The organism is Pseudomonas sp. 20P_3.2_Bac5 (assembly GCF_025466035.1).
GTDB lineage: Bacteria > Pseudomonadota > Gammaproteobacteria > Pseudomonadales > Pseudomonadaceae > Aquipseudomonas.
On record NZ_JANLOA010000136.1, the window covers coordinates 24067 to 39749 of the forward strand.

A 15683-nucleotide genomic window follows, 5' to 3' on the forward strand; every position below is an offset into this window, starting at 1 on the left:
TGCCAAGGAGTCACCATGCCCAGTCACCCTCATCGTCAGTCACCCCGGGTCGGGCCGCGTCATCGGCTCAAGGGGCTGGGCGTCGCCCTGTTGGCCTGCGCCGCGCTGCTTGCCGGCAGCGCCCACGCCGAACCCCGCGACGGCGGCGTCCTCAACCTGGTCGCCCAGCCGGAGCCGCCCTCGCTGATGCACGGCGTGGTCACCCATGTTTCGACCCAGTACATCAGCGGCAAGGTGCTGCAAGGGTTGCTGACGTTCGACACCGCGCTGACGCCGCAGCCGGTGCTCGCCAAATCCTGGAACGTGTCGGCGGATGGCCTGACGTACACCTTCGAGTTGCAGCCGGACGTCAAGTGGCATGACGGCAAGCCGTTCAGCGAGCAGGACGTGCTGTTCAGCTTCAACACCTTCTACCCGGAGGTGGACAAGCGGGTGGCGAGCATCTTCGAACAGTACGTGGCGTCGATCGATTCGAGCGCGCCGCTGCACGTCACCTTTCACCTGAAAAAGCCCTTCGCACCCTTGCTCTCGCTGCTGGGCAGTGGCCTGCGTCCGGTGGTGCCGAAGCACCTCTACGAAGGCACCGATTTTCGCGCCAACCCGTACAACCTGAAGCCGGTGGGCACCGGGCCGTTCGTCTTCCAGGAATGGAAGCGCGGCGCCTGGATCAAGCTGGCGAAGAACCCCGACTACTGGAAAAAAGGCCTGCCGCATTTGGACGCGGTGATCTTCCATGTGATCCCCGACGGCTCGTCGCGGGCCGCGGCCTTCGAGCGCAATGACGTGCAGGTGCTGCGTGGCGGCGACGCCGATTATTCCGACCTCAAACGCCTCACTGCGCTGCCGGACGTGACCGCCTCCGATAAAGGCTGGGAGCTGTACGCCGGGCTGGCGTTCCTGCAGATCAACACGCGCAAGCCGCCGCTGGACAACCCCAAGGTGCGCCAGGCGATCCTCTACGCGCTGAACCGCGACTTTATCGTCAACAACATCTTCTTCGGCGCCGGCCAGGTGGCCCAGGGGCCATTCGCCGCCGCGTCGCCGTACCACGACCCGCAACTGCCGCAATACGCCAATGACCTGAAAAAAGCCAAGGCGCTGATCGCCGAGTCTGGCGTCGATGTCGGCGCGGTGCGCATCCGCCTGCTCAATGGCGAGAAGGGCGGCGCCTGGGAACGCCTGGCCGAGTACACCAAGCAGGTGCTGCAGCCGTTGGGCTTCAAGGTCCAGGTGGTGACGTCCGACGCCGCGACCTGGTTCCAGCGGGTCAGCGACTGGGACTTCGACCTGACCTACAACTTCATCTTCCAGATCGGCGACCCGTACCTGACCAACGCCTACCTGTACCGCACCGACTACATCCTCAAGACGTCGCCGTTCGCCAATGTCGGCGGCTACAGCAACCCCGAGGTGGACCGCCTGTGGAACCAGGTGGCGGATACCGCCGAGGGTCCCGAGCGGCAGAAGCTCTACGGCCAGCTCGAGCGCGTGCTGAACGACGAGTTGCCGATCGCGCCGATCTTCGAGATGCGCTACCCGACGCTGTTCCACAAGCAGGTGCACAACCTGCTGCGCACCGCCACCAGCCTCAATGAAGACTACGAGAGCGTCTACCTCGACGCCCCGGCGCCATGAGCGCGCTGCTGTTCCTCGGCGCGCGCCTGGGCCGCGCCGGGTTGATGGTGCTCGGCGTGCTGGTGCTGGCGTTCCTGCTGATCCGCCTGGCGCCGGGTGATCCGGCGCTGCTGATGGCGGGCGAGGCCGGGGTCGATGACGCCGGGTTCATCGCCAACCTGCGCCAGGAGATGGGCCTCGATTTGCCGCTGGGCCAGCAGTTGCTGATCTACCTGGGCAACGTGGCGCACCTGGACCTCGGTTATTCCTACCGCAACCAGACCCCGGTGTGGACGCTGCTGGCCGAGCGTCTGCCGGCGACCTTGAGCCTGATGGGTTCGGCATTCTTGCTGTCGTCGCTGCTCGGGGTGAGCCTCGGTGTGCTGGCGGCCCGCGCGCGGCAGCGGCGGCACTGGCTGGACGGGGTGATTTCCCAGGGCGCGTTGTTGCTGTATGCGATCCCGACGTTCTGGCTGTCGATGCTGCTGATTTTGCTGTTTTCGGTGAGCCTCGACTGGCTGCCGGCGTTCGGCATGGAAACCGTGGCCCGCGAGCTGCACGGCGGCGCCTGGCTGGCGGACCGCCTGCGCCATCTGCTGTTGCCGTGCCTGTCGCTGAGTTTTTTGTTTCTTGCGCTGTACATCCACCTGACCCGCGCCGCCACCCTCGAAGCGATGAACCAGGAGTACGTCTACACCGCCCGGGCCAAGGGTCTGGCGCCGCGACGGATCCTGCTGGTGCATGTGCTGCGCAATGCGCTGCTGCCGGTGGTGACCTTCGCCGGCCTGCAACTGGGCCAACTGGCCAGCGGCATGTTGCTGGTGGAAGTGGTCTATTCCTGGCCGGGCATCGGCCGGCTGATGTACGACGCCCTGGCCCAGCGGGACTACGGCGTTTTGATGGGAGGTTTCCTGGTGATTTCGTTGCTGGTGGTCGGCTTCAACCTGCTGACCGACCTGGCCTGCCGCCTGCTCGACCCGCGCATTGGCGCCGGAGGGCAGGGCGCATGAGCCAATCGAGCGTGACGCGACGTTTTCTCGCGCAACCGTCGGCGCTGATCGGCGCCGCCTGGCTGCTGCTGGTGGCCGTGCTGGCCGTGGCGGCGCCGTGGATCAGCCAGGGTTCGCCCTGGGAAATGAACGCCCAGCCGATGCTCAAGCCGTTGCAGGACGCCGGCCACTGGCTGGGCAGCGACCTGCTCGGCCGCGACCTCGGCAGCGGCCTGTTGTACGGCGCCCGGGTGTCGCTGGCGGTCGGTGCGCTGGCCAGCCTGGCGACCCTGCTGACGGGCCTGCTGGTCGGCGCGCTCGCCGGTTATTTCGGCGGCTGGCTGGACGCGGTGCTGATGCGCCTCGCCGAGTTCTTCCAGATCATTCCGCAACTGGTGCTGGCGGTGATTCTGGTGGCGGTGCTGGAGCCATCACTGGGTTCCATCGTCCTGGCGATTTCGCTGGTGGCCTGGCCGGCGGTGGCGCGGCTGGTGCGCGCTGAATTCCTCAGCCTGCGCCAACGCGAGTTCGTGCAGGCGGCGCGGGTGCTCGGGCAGTCGCCGCTGGCGATCGTGTTCCAGCAGATCCTGCCGAATGCCCTGGCGCCGCTGCTGGTGACCATGACCTTCGTTATGGCCACGGCGATCCTCACCGAGGCGGCGCTGGCTTTTCTCGGCCTCGGTGACCCCGAAGCCATGAGCTGGGGCTACATGATCAACGCCTCCCGCGGCCTGCTGCGCGAAGCCTGGTGGATGAGCCTGCTGCCGGGCCTGGCGATTCTGTTGTGCGTGCTGGCGGTCAATCGCGTTGGCGAGGGCCTGCGGGTCGCGTTCGAACCCGCCCGCCGGCCAGGAGATTCTGTATGAGCGAGGCCCCCTTGCTGAACATCGAACACCTGCGCATCGCGCTGCCGGCCGGTGCCGACCGCAGCCATGCGCTGTATGACCTGTCGCTGACGCTGCAACGCGGCGAATGCCTGTGCGTGGTCGGCGAGTCCGGTTCGGGCAAGTCCATGCTGGCCAAGGCGCTGTTGCGCCTGCTGCCGCCGCCGTTGCGGGTGGAGGGCGGGCGCGTGCTGTTTCGCGGCGAGGACCTGGCCGGCCACGCTGAAGACGCCATGCGCCAGTTGCGCGGCCGCGATATCAGCATGGTCTTCCAGGAGCCGATGAGCGCCCTCAATCCGTTGCTCAGCGTTGGCCGGCAGATCGACGAGACCTTGCAGGCCCATGGCGTGAAGAATGCCCGCGCCCGCCGCCAGCGGGTGATCGAGCTGCTCGGTTATGTCGGCCTGCCAGACCCGGAGCGGCTGCGCCATGCCTATCCGTTCGAGCTGTCCGGCGGCCAGCGCCAGCGGGTGGTGATCGCCATGGCGCTGGTGTTCGATCCGGCGCTGCTGATCGCCGACGAACCGACTTCGGCGCTGGACGTCACCACCCAGGCGCAGATTCTCGCGCTGCTGCGGCGGATCCAGCGCGAGAAGGGCATGGCGATGCTGTTCATCACCCACGACTTCGGCGTGGTCCAGGCCATCGCCGACCGCGTGCTGGTGCTGGAAAAGGGCCATCTGGTGGAGCAGGGCACGGCCCGCGATGTTCTCGATGCGCCGCGTCAGCCGTACACCCGGCAACTGATCGCGGCGGTGGCGGCCAGCCCGCTGGAAGCCCGGCCTGTGCTGCACGAAGCCCCCGTGGTGTTGCAGGCGCGGGCGCTGGAAAAGAGCTTCGCCAGCCGTGGCGGCTGGTGGAAACGCCGGCGTACCCGGGCGCTGGCCGGCGTCGATGTGCAACTGGTGGAAGGCGAGACCTTGGGCATCGTTGGCGAATCGGGTTCCGGCAAATCGACCCTGGGCCGTGCTCTGGTGCGGCTGTTGCCGGTGGAATCCGGCAGCATCGAGTGGCAGGGGCGCGAGGTCGCGCACTTGTCCCAGCGCCGGCTGCGCGGCTTGCGCAGCGAGGTGCAGATGATCTTCCAGGACCCGTTTGCCTCCCTCAATCCACGCCAGCGCATCGACACCCTCCTGATGACCGGGCCACTCGCCCAGGGCGTGGGCAAGGCCGAGGCGGCGCGGCGCGCGCGGCAGGTGCTGGAACTGGTGGGCCTGCCGGCAACCGCGCTTGAGCGTTTTCCCCACGAGTTTTCCGGCGGCCAGCGCCAGCGTATCGGCATCGCCCGGGCGTTGGCGGTGGAGCCGAAGGTCCTGATCGCCGACGAATGCGTGTCGGCCCTCGATGCGGTGATCCAGGTACAGATCCTCGAATTGCTGGAATCGCTGCAGCGGCGGCTGAAACTGAGCATCGTCTTTATCACCCACGACCTGCGGGTGGCGGCGCGGCTGTGTGACCGCATCGCGGTGATGCAGGGCGGCCAGGTGGTCGAGCAGGGCGCCACGGCGCAGGTGCTGACCCAGCCGCGGCACCCTTACACCCGCGCGCTGCTCAGCGGCGTGTCGCTGGCATTGCCCGCCGCCAACCGCCCGAGCGGCGCGGAGGTGGCGTCATGAGCCGTGGAATGATGAGCCTGAACGCCTTTCTCATGGCCACCGGGCACCATGTCGCCGGCTGGCGGCACCCTGAAGCCCAGGCCGATGGCGGCCTGGATATCGAGCATTACCGGCGCCTGGCGCAGACCGCCGAGCGCGGCTGTTTCGACGCGCTGTTCCTCTCCGACACCCTGGCGATGTTGCCGGGCAACCTCGACGCCCTGAGCCGCATGGCCCGCACCGAGCATTTCGAGCCGCTGACCCTGCTGGCCTCGCTGGCGGCGGTGACCGAGCGCATCGGCCTGGTGGCGACGGTCACCACCTCGTACAACAGCGTCGATACCGTGGCGCGCGGCTTTGCTTCGCTGGAAGCCCTGAGCGGCGGGCGCAGCGGCTGGAACCTGGTGACTTCGAGCAATGCCGAGGAAGCCTTCAACTTCGGTCGTCAGACCCACTTCGAACACGCCCGGCGCTATGGCCTGGCGCGGGAGTTCCTGGGCAAGGTGCGCGCGCACTGGAAAGCCCGCAACGTGGCGCCGGTGCAGGTGCTGGCCGGGGCGTCGAAAGCCGGTTGCGAACTGGCCGCGGCCCACGCCGAGATGGTCTTCACCGCCCAGCCGGAACTGGCCGGCGCCCAGCAGTTCTACCGCGAACTCAAGGGGTTGCTGCCGCGTTATGGCCGGCATGCCGGGCAACTGAAAATCATGCCCGGGTTGCTGCCGGTGGTTGCCGACAGCCAGGCCGAAGCCGAGGCGCTGTACCAGCAATTGCAGGCGCTGGTGCAACCGCAAGTGGGCTTGTCGCTGCTGGCGGATATCGCCGGCGGCAGCGACCTATCGGCGTATCCGCTGGACGGACCGTTGCCGGAACTGCCGGCGACCAACTCCGGGGTCAGCCGCCGCGACCTGCTGATCGCCGTGGCCCGCCGCGAGAACCTCAGCATCCGCCAGTTGTACCTGCGCATGGCCGCCGCGCGCGGGCATCTGGTGGTCGTTGGCACGCCGTCGACGATTGCCGACCGCATGGAACAGTGGTTCAGCGAGGACGCCGCCGACGGTTTCAACATCATGCCGCCGTTCCTGCCCGGTGGCCTGGAGCGCTTTGTCGACAGCGTCGTCCCCGAACTGCAACGGCGCGGGCTGTTCCGCCGCGCCTATCAGGGCCGCACGTTGCGCGATCATCTGGGCCTGTCGCGGCCCGCTTACCTTGAATCCGAAGAGGCCCTGACTGCCCATGGCTGATGCACCTGCGTTTTCCGAACTGCCGCGGGTTCGCGGCGAACTGCTGGAAGTCCGGCCCGGCCGGCGCCTGAGCGTGGCTTATCAACCCGGCACCGAGCGGGCCGACACCGTGGTGTTTTTCGCCCATGGCGGCGGTGGCAACAAAGACCAATGGCGCGAGCTGTGGCGCAGCCTTGGCGAAGAAGGCTACAGCCTGGTGGCCTGGGACATGCTCGGTCACGGCGACAGCGACAAACCGCGTACGGCGGCGGCTTATGCCTGGTCGGAGTTGGTGGCGGACCAGCGGGAAATCGTCCGCCGCCATGCCGGCGCGCGCAACCTGGTGGTGGCGCATTCCTTTGGCACCGGGGTGACCCTCAGTGCGTTGCTGGAGCCGGCACAGGTCACGATCGACGGCGCCTTGTTGCTGGGCTCGCAGTTGCACCGGCCGCTGGCCCGTGGTGGGTTGCTCAACCTGCCGGCGTGGGTACTGGAGATCATCCGGCCGTTGCTGTCGAAGGGCTTTCGCGAAAAGGCCTGGCATCCCGAGGCGGACCCGGCGCTGGTGGCGTATGAAGAAGGCCTGACCCGGCGCAATCGGCTGGATGTATTCAAGGCGCTGGTGGCGAATGCGCAATGGCCGGAAGCGGATGCCGTGGCTGGGCTGAAATTGCCAATCCGCGTGTTGTCGGGTGATCGCGATGGCCTGACCCCCGCCAGCGGCGGCGAAGCGTTGGCCCGGCAGTTGCCGCGAGGTGAATTCGAGTTGCTGGAGCGGTGTGGGCATCAGTTGATGCTGGAGAAGCCGGGTGAGGTGTTGGCGGCGTTTCGTGCCTTGGCGGCCGGCACCTAACAGCGCCTCGCGAGCAAGCTCGCTCCTACAGGAGGATGAGCCGCGCAATTCTGTAGGAGCGAGCTTGCTCGCGAAAACCCAGCACTGCTCGTCCCCTGTTGGAGCAAAACGCGGCCCTTCGCTCCATATATGGAGCGCACAAACTCCATAATTTCCAAAATTCCAAATTTCATGGAGCTCCAACACTCCATTAATGGTTTGAAACACCCAACACCCTGGTTAAAGTGCCATCACCTACTGGCAGGATGATGGCTATGCAATTTCATTCCCTTCAACCCGATCCTTCCCCGACGCTGGGCCAATGCTTCAGCGCAAACCTCTCGGCGGTGCTGGCAGTTGCCGGCGCGCCGCGCGACGGCGACAAGCCGGGGCCGTTTCCGGCGGCGCGCATGCAGCGCGAAACCGGGATCGCCCGCAGCACCTTGCGTGCCTTGAAGGCGCCCGGTGTCGACGCCAACCCGGACCTCGCCACCATCAGCCGACTCGCCGACGCCCTCGGCGTCCCGCCTGCGTTCCTGCTGATGCGCCCGCAGGACTGGGCGGACCTGGCGGCGGCCGTGGCCGACAGCCGCGACTACCTGACGGCCGCGGAAAAGCTGCGCCGGGAAGGCAAGCCCTCCGATATCAACGTGGTCGAGTTGGTCCTGCGTGAATGCAAGGTCCATCCGGACGTCCATCCCCGAGGGGCCAGCGCCTCGCCGGAAGTGCTCCGGGCCAAGGCCCGCGATGAATGGCGCCGGCGCGCCTGCCTGAAGCTTGATGCGCTGATGCTGGGCCATGCCAGCTCGGTTTACCTGCGTCCGCTGTTGACCGCGATCGCCGGTGCCCTGGTCACCCGCTCCACGCCCAACGACCCGTCCTGAACAAACCGGACCCCACTTTTCTCCAGAGGATTCGAAGGATGCCGATCATCCACGACCCCGATCTCGCCGATGTGCTGATGAGCGCCAGTACCGATGACCTCGGCTTGCTCATCGACGTGATCACCGACAACGGCAATGGCCGTATCTCGCTGTCTTCGTCGGTGTGCCGGCAATTGACCGAGGCCAAGAGCAACGGCGCCAATGACGCCAGCCGCGCCATGCTCGCCGAGGAGCTGACCCGTTATGGCGGCAACTCGCTGATGAACCTGTTCCGTGGCGGCAGTGGCGTGGCCTACCGCGAGCTGTTGAGCGATGTCGCCAGTCATGTCAGTGCCGACACCACGCCGAGCACGTCCTGCGCCGAGATGGAAATGGCGATCATCGCCAAGGTGTTCACCCAGTCGCTGGGGCGCATGAGCGATGCAGACCGCTCGACCCTGTTCGAGTCCCTTGGCGCCGCCTATAAACCGGGCATGGGCCCGGCGGCGCTGGCGGCCTGGCTGGCCTCGCTGGGTGCGTCGGGGCTGGCGTCCTACAACCTGGCGGCCATCGTCGCCAGCGCGACCATGAGCAGCCTGGTCGGACGCGGCGTCGCGCTGGCCGGTTCCGCCACCCTCGGCCGTGGCCTGGCGGTGCTCGCCGGCCCGCTGGGCTGGGCCATCACCGGTATCTGGACCGCCTTCGACCTGGCCAGCCCGGCCTACCGCGTGACCGTGCCGTGCGTCATCCAGATCGGCCACATGCGCCAGAAGATGTTGCTCAAGTCCATCTGCCCCGGTTGCCACTCGGTGATCAGCCCCGGCAGCAATTTCTGCGGCAAGTGCGGCACGCGCTTGAACGGCTGAGACAGCCGCCTTTTGTCGATCTTCAGGAGCCTATCCATGAACCACACGATTTCTCCCCTCGAATTTCTGCTGGTCAATGCCATCTGTTTCGCCGCCGGCGCGGCAACCGTGGTCGCGCTCAAGCTCGCGGCGAAAGCCACCTATGCCGCCGGCAAGCGCTCCGCGAAAGCCGCCTGACGCCTCCAGGAAAAGGAAACTCAGCCGTGTACAGGAACAATCACGCCAGCAGGCTCGTTGCCCTGAGAGGGGAAACCGACCGGATCACCTCCACCCTTGACCACCTGCGCAGCGACCTGCGCTGGTTCGAGGCATTCGACAGCGCCGCCGGCCATTCGCGGCTGGCGCAGCTCAAGCGCGACACCGGCAGCGCTCGCGAACAACTGGAACAGCTCGAAAAGAGTGTGCGCAGCAGTAAAACCGAGCTGCTGGAGGCTCGCGGCACGGCTGCGGCCGGTTGGTCGCCGGTGCACTGGATCTCGACTGAACGCAGCGTTGCCAAGCGTCAGGTGACCACCCTCGAAGGGCGCCTCAAGCAGTTCCAGCGCACCCAGGCCGCCGTGGCCTCCGAGCTCAGCGAGAACGAGCGTCTGGCGCAAGACGTCAGCCTGCAACTGCAGCGCTACCGGGATTTCGATCCGTTGCAGGCGCAGGCGGTGGTCGGGCAGCTCAGCGAAGAGCTGCAACGCCTGCGCGACACCCTAGAGCGGACGTACCGCGAGAGTCAGCGCTGGGAAGCCAAGGCCGGCGAAGTGTTCCGTCACTGGAGCCACGTCAGGCAGCAGTTGCAGGGGCTGGAGCAGGACATCGTCGACGCCGAGTGCTTTATCGATGCGCTGGACAATGCGCAAAGCCCCAGGGACAGGGCGATCATTCATGGCCAGTGCGAACGGCGCTTTGGCGCGGGCAAGGGGCGTCCGGCCCCGGTCCTCAGGGAGGCGCAAATGAACCAGCGTCGACTTGCCCGGGACGAGGAAAAGCTCAATCGCCGGCTGCGCGATATCACCCGCCTGCTGGACAAGGAAATCCGCGGGCTGGTGCTGGACAGCAATAACCTCTGCTACGCCGATGGCATCGACGGCGAGCGCCGCTTCATCGGCCTGGCCGCGCTGAGCGCGCTGGTGCCGGAGCTGTGCGCCAGCTACGAGGTCACGCTGGTGTTCGACGCCAGTATCACGCCGCTGACCGGCAAGGACGAAAGAGCCTTGCAGGCGGCGTTTCCCGGAACGCGGGTGCTGGTGGCACCGAACCGCTTGAAAGCCGACGACGCGGTATTGGGCGCGGCGGAGTTCGACCAGAACGTGTTCGCCATCAGCGGCGACCGCTACGCGGAATACCCCGAGCGCGCCGCCGTGCGCGAGGAACGGGTACTGCGGCCGATCGTCCACCCCGACTCGGTGCAGATCCCGCAACTCGAAGTGCAGCAGTGCTACTGAACACAAGGCGGTCCCGCGAGGCATAGCGCTCGCCGGCCATTTGAAGAAAGACGCCCGCGCCGTTGCGCGGGCAGAGAAGAGCCCATCGACATGGATTTGCAAGGTCACCTGCTGTACATCGACATCACCCAGATCTGCGGCATCGGTTGCGCGTTCTGCATGTACGCGGACAAACACAAATCCGGGATGAGCATGGAACTGTCCAGCCTCGCCCGGGAAAACCTCGCCGCGCTGATCAACGCCGCGGACGTCAAGCGCATTTCCATCAGCGGCGAAGGCGAGCCGCTCAACAACGCCAAGGTGTTCCACGAAATCCTCGGGCTGTCCAACGGCGGCAAGCAGTTCGAGTTCATCACCAGCGGCTTCTTCCCCCACGACAAAATGGCGGCGTTCTACGACACCACCCAGCAGCTCGTCACGGCGCGGGGCGACCACTGCAACATTCGCCTGAGTGCCGACAGCCACCATATTGAAAAGGTCAAATGGCGGGCCCACGGTTTCAGCCTGGATTACCAGCGCCGGCAGGGCCTGGACGGCCTGAGTTTCTCGTTCCGCTCGATCGACACCGACCGCGCGTTCACCCGGGGCTACCTGCTGGAAGAACTGGCGCGCTGGGATATCCAGGCCGCCATCGAGCCGCGCAGTGCCCTTGAAGATGTGCTGGTGGTCGGCGAATCGCGGTTCGGCATCGACTACAAAAACCTCGTGCACCCGGCGGCGGACACGCCCGCCGGCTACCTGGACCTGCACGGCTACATCGGCGCGATCGAGGCCAAGATCAACAAGCGCTTCACCCTCGGCAGCCTGAACCCGCCGCCTGCGGCCAACGGCATGGACCTGACCATCAAGCCCAACGGCGATGTCTACCTGTACGGCATCGAGCACCAGCGCCTGGGCAATATTCACTTCGACCGCATCCGCTGGGAGCACCTGGCGTCCCACGTGCGCGAGACGCCGCTGGTGCGGGCGCTCTACAGCCAGCCGCTGGCCGACCTGCTGGCGCGGGTGGACAAACCGGACCTGCTGCGCTCGATCCTGGCCAAGGCCAACAACCCGTACTGGCTGGTCAAGGAAATGGCCAACCACGACGGCCTGCTCGAACAACTGGTGCCGGCATGATCGACTCCCATAGCCATACGTTCTATTCCAAGCACGCCGTGGGCACGGTGGACGAGCTGGTGCGCGCGTCGATTGCCGCCGGGGTGAAGGTGCTGACCATCACCGACCACGCGCCGTTTCCCGTGGACACCCACAACCGCCTGCTGGACGCCGAGCTTGAGCGCTACTTCGCCGACATCGAGCAGGCGCGGCAGCGCTATCAGGGCCAGATCAGGATCCTGCGCGGCCTCGAGTTCGACTACATGCCCGGCGCCGATGCCTGGAACCGCGAGTTGATCGCCCGCCATGAACTGGATTTCGCCATCGGCTCGGTCCACTACGTCGAGGTGCCCGGCGAACCGATGGTGAAGGTCTGGGAGCTGCCGCGGCTGGCCGCGCAGGCGTTTCTCGATCGCTATTTCGCCGACCTCGAAGGGCTGTTGCAGTGCGGGCTGTTCGACGCGGTCGGGCATGCCGACACGTTGTTGCGCGGGGTTCCGGAAGACATCGTGCTGCGCCGTTTCGAGCCGTTGCTGCCGTTGTTCGCGGACGGCGGGGTGGCCTACGAGCTGAATGCCTCGGGAATCCGCAAGTCGAGCCTGGACCCTGGCACCGGGCAAGAAGTGCACGGGCAATGGTCGTATCCCAGCCGCGGCTTGCTGCCGCTGCTGATCGACCGCGGCGCGGCGTTCACGGTGGGCTCGGACACCCATGACCCGCGTGATGCCGGCGCCGGCATCGGCGAAATGCTCGGGCAATTGCAGCCGCTCGGGCTGCGCAGCATCAGCTACTACGAAGCACGTCGCCGCGTTGACGTGCCCCTGGACCTGCTGGCCAGCACGGCCGGCGCTGAATCCCTGATCAATGGATACGTTTCACGATGACCCTGAACCCTTGCAGCCTGCCGTCTGACTGGAACCAACTGCGCAGCGCCCCCGAGGCCGAACAACTGGCGGCCTTCCATCAGGCGCTGGTATTGGCCCGTCCCGAGGATGTGCCGGGCGGTTTCCGCGCCTTCGCCGCGGACCTGATGGACCGTGGCCTGATCAGCATGGCGCAGTACGTGGCGGTTTTTGCCGGCCATGCGCTGACCTGCCTGACCCCGGCGGGGCCTGGGGTGTTCCGTGACATGGCCGATGACAGCGAGGCCGCCGACCTGGCGGCGATCTACAGCCGCGCCAAGTACGGCAGCATCGGCGATATCCGCCACCTCGCCTGGCAGGTGATCGATTACCTCGACGCCCAGCTCGACGACCCGCTGTCGCACTGGGCGCGGCTGTTCAGCCACGCCAGGGACCACGGCGACAACGTGGTGATGATGACCACCGGCTGGCGCAACGTGCCGTCCACGGCCAACGTGCTCTACGACATCGTGGTCGAGGAGATCAACGTCACCCTGGCGCACAAGGGCCTGCCGACCATCATCAACGTCAAGCTGCCGCGCATCGCGCCGCCTTGCGAGAACTACGCGAGCCTGAGCACCGAGGAGCGCGAGCGGGTCAACCTGGTCCAGGACCATGTCATCCCCGCCGAGAATTTCTATGGCTGGAGCGGGGTGCATGTGATCTTCGGCGATGACGTGCTGGTCACCGGATCGACCGCGGACAAGGTGTTCCATCACTCCATGCGCGCTGGCGCGAAGTCGTTCCAGGCGCTCTATCCGGTCGCCGTCGATCCGCGCATCGCGCTCAGCGACGCGACCATCGAAGAGCGCCTGAACATGACCCAGATCGGTCGCGGACTCGGCGATAACCTCGCGCAGTTGTTGTCCGACCCGCAATACCAGCCGATCCTGCGCACCTTACGCCTGGTGTTCGGCGCGGAAAACCACGCGGCGCTGGAGGCGTTCCTGCCACGGGTGCCGGCGGGTAACTGGCTGCGGTTGTACCGGTCGGCGCTGGGCAACGAGTTTCTGCGTCAGGACGGCTGCATACCGTCGCTAGCCCTGGTTCGCCGGCACTTGGTCGAGGCCGGGCTGTTGCGCGCCGATGGCCGGGTGGTACGCCGGTGAGCAGCCGCGATACCGCGCCGGTGCAGTACGTCAGCTATTGGGAAACCGCCGCCGGCCAGACCATGCCGCCGTGGATCGCACTGGCGCTGGTGTCGTTCCAGCGTGCGCTGGGCGAGCGCTTCACGCTGCTGACGCCGCACGACCTTGAGGCGCGGATCGATCCGCGAGTCGTCGACAAAGCCTGGGGTTTTCATCCGCTGGCCTTCACCCTCGACGCCGGAATCGAGGCGATCGTGGCCAAGAGCGACCTGATCCGCATGGCCTATGTCCACCGCCATGGCGGCGTCTGGCTGGATGCCGACACCCTGCTGCTGCGGGACCCGACGGCGGATGTGTTCCCCGACGGCATCAGCGACAAACTGCACTGGCACAGCGAATGCCTGTTCGCTTCACGCGCGGGCAATCCGTTGCTGGAGGAAGCGCTGGCTGCGGCACTGGAGGGCGGGGCGCACGCCTGGGGCAACCCCGGCGGGATAAAGGACATCGTCGCGCGGCGGGCGGATGAGGTGGTGCCGCTCTCGGCGCAGTTGATCGATCCCGGTTATCGCCCGCGCTACAACTTCGACGGCTGTGAGGTGATGCGCCGCGAGGACGTTGCCGTCGCCGACTTCCTGCTGGCCGATATCAGCCTGCTCAAGCTCTACAACACCTACTTCAAGCGCACCAGCACGCGCACGGAGTCGGTGGCGCAGTTTCTCGACGGCGGCAGCCTGCTGGCGCGGCTGTTCCTGCATATCGAGCCCGACCGGCACTACTGGCTGGCGGAAACGGCCCGGCTGACGGGGGATCAGCCGTAGCGCACCGCATCAGCGGGAATATGCATCCGGCAACTGCCGGCGCCGTCCAGGTCGAGGCGCCCGGCGATCACTTCATGCACCGAAGGTGTTTGCCGGTGTACCGAACCGTGGGCGATATACAGCCACGCCGGGATGCGTTCCGGCATCTGGGCGAATTCCAGCTCGATGCGCAGCAGGTCGAACACTTCAGTGCTGCGTCCGCTGGGTGTCCAGGCCAGCGGCGCGGTGCGGTGATCCGGGCGCAGCAGATGCAGCGGATGCTCCAGTTGCAGGTTGAGCGTGCCGGGATGGCAGGCGTGGACCTCGGGAAACTCGCGGCTGATCAACGGCAACTGGCGGGCGAGGGTGCCGCGAGCCACGCCCAGCCCGGCAATGATCCGGGCATCCAGTGCCAATGCCGGCCGCGGCGCTGATGCGGGCAGCAGGTCGGCGAGCCCCTCGATAACCTCTTCGACCGCGAATGCGTTCATGTCTTTCTTCCCCGTGCGGCGATAGTGATCCGGGCACTGCCGGCTGAAAATGACCCGTGTGTGGGGTGAGGCTGGCGGTAGCCAGGGATTGAACCCGTCTCCGCTGTCGGGATAGAGGGCCAGCAATGGCGCGCGCAAGCCTACCGCCATGTGCACGATTGCCGTGTCCACGCTGACCACCGCCTGCGCCCGGCTGATATAGCTGGCTGCCTCCTTGGGGGTGTTCAGGTCCTCCAGACAGCGAACGTTGTCGCGCGCGGTCTCGACTGCCAATAGACGGGCCTGTTTGCGGCTGGCCGGGCTGCACAGGATGCCGATCGATTTGCCCGGCCACGCATCGGCGAGGGCCCGCAGCAGTTGGCGTGCCTTGGCGGGAGAGAGGCTTTTGTCGGCGCGGCTGGCATAGGGGTTGACCAGCAGGTGCGGGGGATTCTTTGGCGCCGTTGGCGCCAGGGGCACGATGTAGTCGCACTGGATCGCGTCCAGGCCGAGATCGGCCAGCACCCGCGCGAAACGGCCCGCCACGTCGAGCCCGGCGCTGGCCGCGCCGAACTTGCGGTTGACGCAACGCAGTTGATCATCGAGGGAATACACCCGCGCCGGCTTGAGCAGGCGAATGAACAGCATCTCCGCCGGCTGGATCCGCCCCACCAGATGCACCATCACATCGACCCGGCCGAGCTGTCGGGCCAGCCGGCAAAGCGCCAGGGCGCCGGGGTTCTCGTCGGTGACGAGGACCTGATCGACGCCGAAATGGGCTTTATGCAGATCGGCCAGGGGTTCCACCGTCAGCACGGTGACGCGGGCATTGAGCTTTTTCGCTTCACGAAAGAAGAACGACGACACGATGGCGTCGCCCAGCTTGGCATCCCAGCGGGGGACCACGATGTGCAGCGGCGCATCCGGCAGGGACGCGCTGAGGCGGCGATCGGTGAGCACGCGCATAAGGAAACGGGCGGCGGCCTTGCGGTGTTTCTCGGTGATGCGCATGTGCTTGGGTCTGAGTGAACA

15 protein-coding genes are annotated in these 15683 nt (G+C 66.5%); 14 read left to right on the forward strand and 1 reads right to left on the reverse strand.

The genetic code is table 11. From position 1 onward, the window contains the following. The first annotated feature begins 15 nt into the window (after positions 1–15). The 14 genes from NTD88_RS27455 to NTD88_RS27520 all read left to right on the forward strand — a co-directional run bounded on the left by NTD88_RS27455 (position 16) and on the right by NTD88_RS27520 (position 14202). Positions 16–1635 (forward strand): ABC transporter substrate-binding protein, encoded by a 1620-nt coding sequence (locus tag NTD88_RS27455; RefSeq protein WP_262153327.1) that lies wholly within the window; start codon positions 16–18, stop codon positions 1633–1635. Further along, a complete protein-coding gene (locus tag NTD88_RS27460; RefSeq protein ID WP_095158467.1) occupies positions 1632–2624 on the forward strand; it encodes an ABC transporter permease in 993 nt (330 codons plus the stop codon). The genes NTD88_RS27455 and NTD88_RS27460 overlap by 4 nt, the downstream gene beginning before the upstream one ends. Then, a complete protein-coding gene (locus NTD88_RS27465) occupies positions 2621–3469 on the forward strand; it encodes an ABC transporter permease (RefSeq protein ID WP_095158468.1) in 849 nt (282 codons plus the stop codon). The genes NTD88_RS27460 and NTD88_RS27465 overlap by 4 nt, the downstream gene beginning before the upstream one ends. Beyond that, positions 3466–5103: a dipeptide ABC transporter ATP-binding protein gene (locus NTD88_RS27470; RefSeq protein ID WP_262130378.1), complete on the forward strand. Its 1638-nt coding sequence runs from the start codon at positions 3466–3468 to the stop codon at positions 5101–5103. Before NTD88_RS27465 ends, NTD88_RS27470 begins: the two co-directional genes overlap by 4 nt. Next, positions 5100–6323: an LLM class flavin-dependent oxidoreductase gene (locus NTD88_RS27475; RefSeq protein ID WP_262153328.1), complete on the forward strand. Its 1224-nt coding sequence runs from the start codon at positions 5100–5102 to the stop codon at positions 6321–6323. Before NTD88_RS27470 ends, NTD88_RS27475 begins: the two co-directional genes overlap by 4 nt. Next, positions 6316–7155: an alpha/beta fold hydrolase gene (locus NTD88_RS27480; RefSeq protein WP_262153329.1), complete on the forward strand. Its 840-nt coding sequence runs from the start codon at positions 6316–6318 to the stop codon at positions 7153–7155. The genes NTD88_RS27475 and NTD88_RS27480 overlap by 8 nt, the downstream gene beginning before the upstream one ends. 254 nt (positions 7156–7409) lie before the next feature. After that, a complete protein-coding gene (locus NTD88_RS27485; protein WP_256587834.1) occupies positions 7410–8018 on the forward strand; it encodes a helix-turn-helix domain-containing protein in 609 nt (202 codons plus the stop codon). A 38-nt stretch (positions 8019–8056) separates the two neighbouring features. Then, positions 8057–8863 carry a ubiquinol-cytochrome C chaperone family protein gene (locus NTD88_RS27490; protein WP_095158473.1) on the forward strand — a complete coding sequence of 269 codons (807 nt, stop codon included), beginning with the start codon at positions 8057–8059 and terminating at the stop codon, positions 8861–8863. Between the two features lie 36 nt (positions 8864–8899). Then, positions 8900–9040: a hypothetical protein gene (locus NTD88_RS27495; RefSeq protein WP_177454471.1), complete on the forward strand. Its 141-nt coding sequence runs from the start codon at positions 8900–8902 to the stop codon at positions 9038–9040. Positions 9041–9066: 26 nt separating this feature from the next. Then, positions 9067–10296 (forward strand): hypothetical protein, encoded by a 1230-nt coding sequence (locus NTD88_RS27500; protein WP_262153330.1) that lies wholly within the window; start codon positions 9067–9069, stop codon positions 10294–10296. A gap of 90 nt (positions 10297–10386) precedes the next feature. Next, the gene (locus NTD88_RS27505) at positions 10387–11415 is read left to right on the forward strand and encodes a radical SAM protein (protein ID WP_262153331.1); all 1029 of its coding nucleotides are present in this window, start codon (positions 10387–10389) and stop codon (positions 11413–11415) included. Beyond that, a complete protein-coding gene (locus tag NTD88_RS27510) occupies positions 11412–12278 on the forward strand; it encodes a histidinol-phosphatase (RefSeq protein WP_262153332.1) in 867 nt (288 codons plus the stop codon). The genes NTD88_RS27505 and NTD88_RS27510 overlap by 4 nt, the downstream gene beginning before the upstream one ends. Beyond that, a complete protein-coding gene (locus tag NTD88_RS27515; RefSeq protein ID WP_262153333.1) occupies positions 12275–13405 on the forward strand; it encodes a phosphoribosyltransferase family protein in 1131 nt (376 codons plus the stop codon). Before NTD88_RS27510 ends, NTD88_RS27515 begins: the two co-directional genes overlap by 4 nt. Then, positions 13402–14202, forward strand: coding sequence for a glycosyltransferase (locus tag NTD88_RS27520; RefSeq protein WP_262153334.1), 801 nt, complete (start codon positions 13402–13404; stop codon positions 14200–14202). Before NTD88_RS27515 ends, NTD88_RS27520 begins: the two co-directional genes overlap by 4 nt. Here the strand turns inward: NTD88_RS27520 and NTD88_RS27525 are convergent. Continuing rightward, on the reverse strand, positions 14193–15662 hold the full coding sequence (locus tag NTD88_RS27525; protein WP_262153335.1) for a glycosyltransferase family 9 protein: 1470 nt from the start codon (positions 15660–15662) through the stop codon (positions 14193–14195). The two genes, NTD88_RS27520 and NTD88_RS27525, sit on opposite strands and share 10 nt — an antisense overlap. Between the last annotated feature and the right edge of the window lie 21 nt (positions 15663–15683).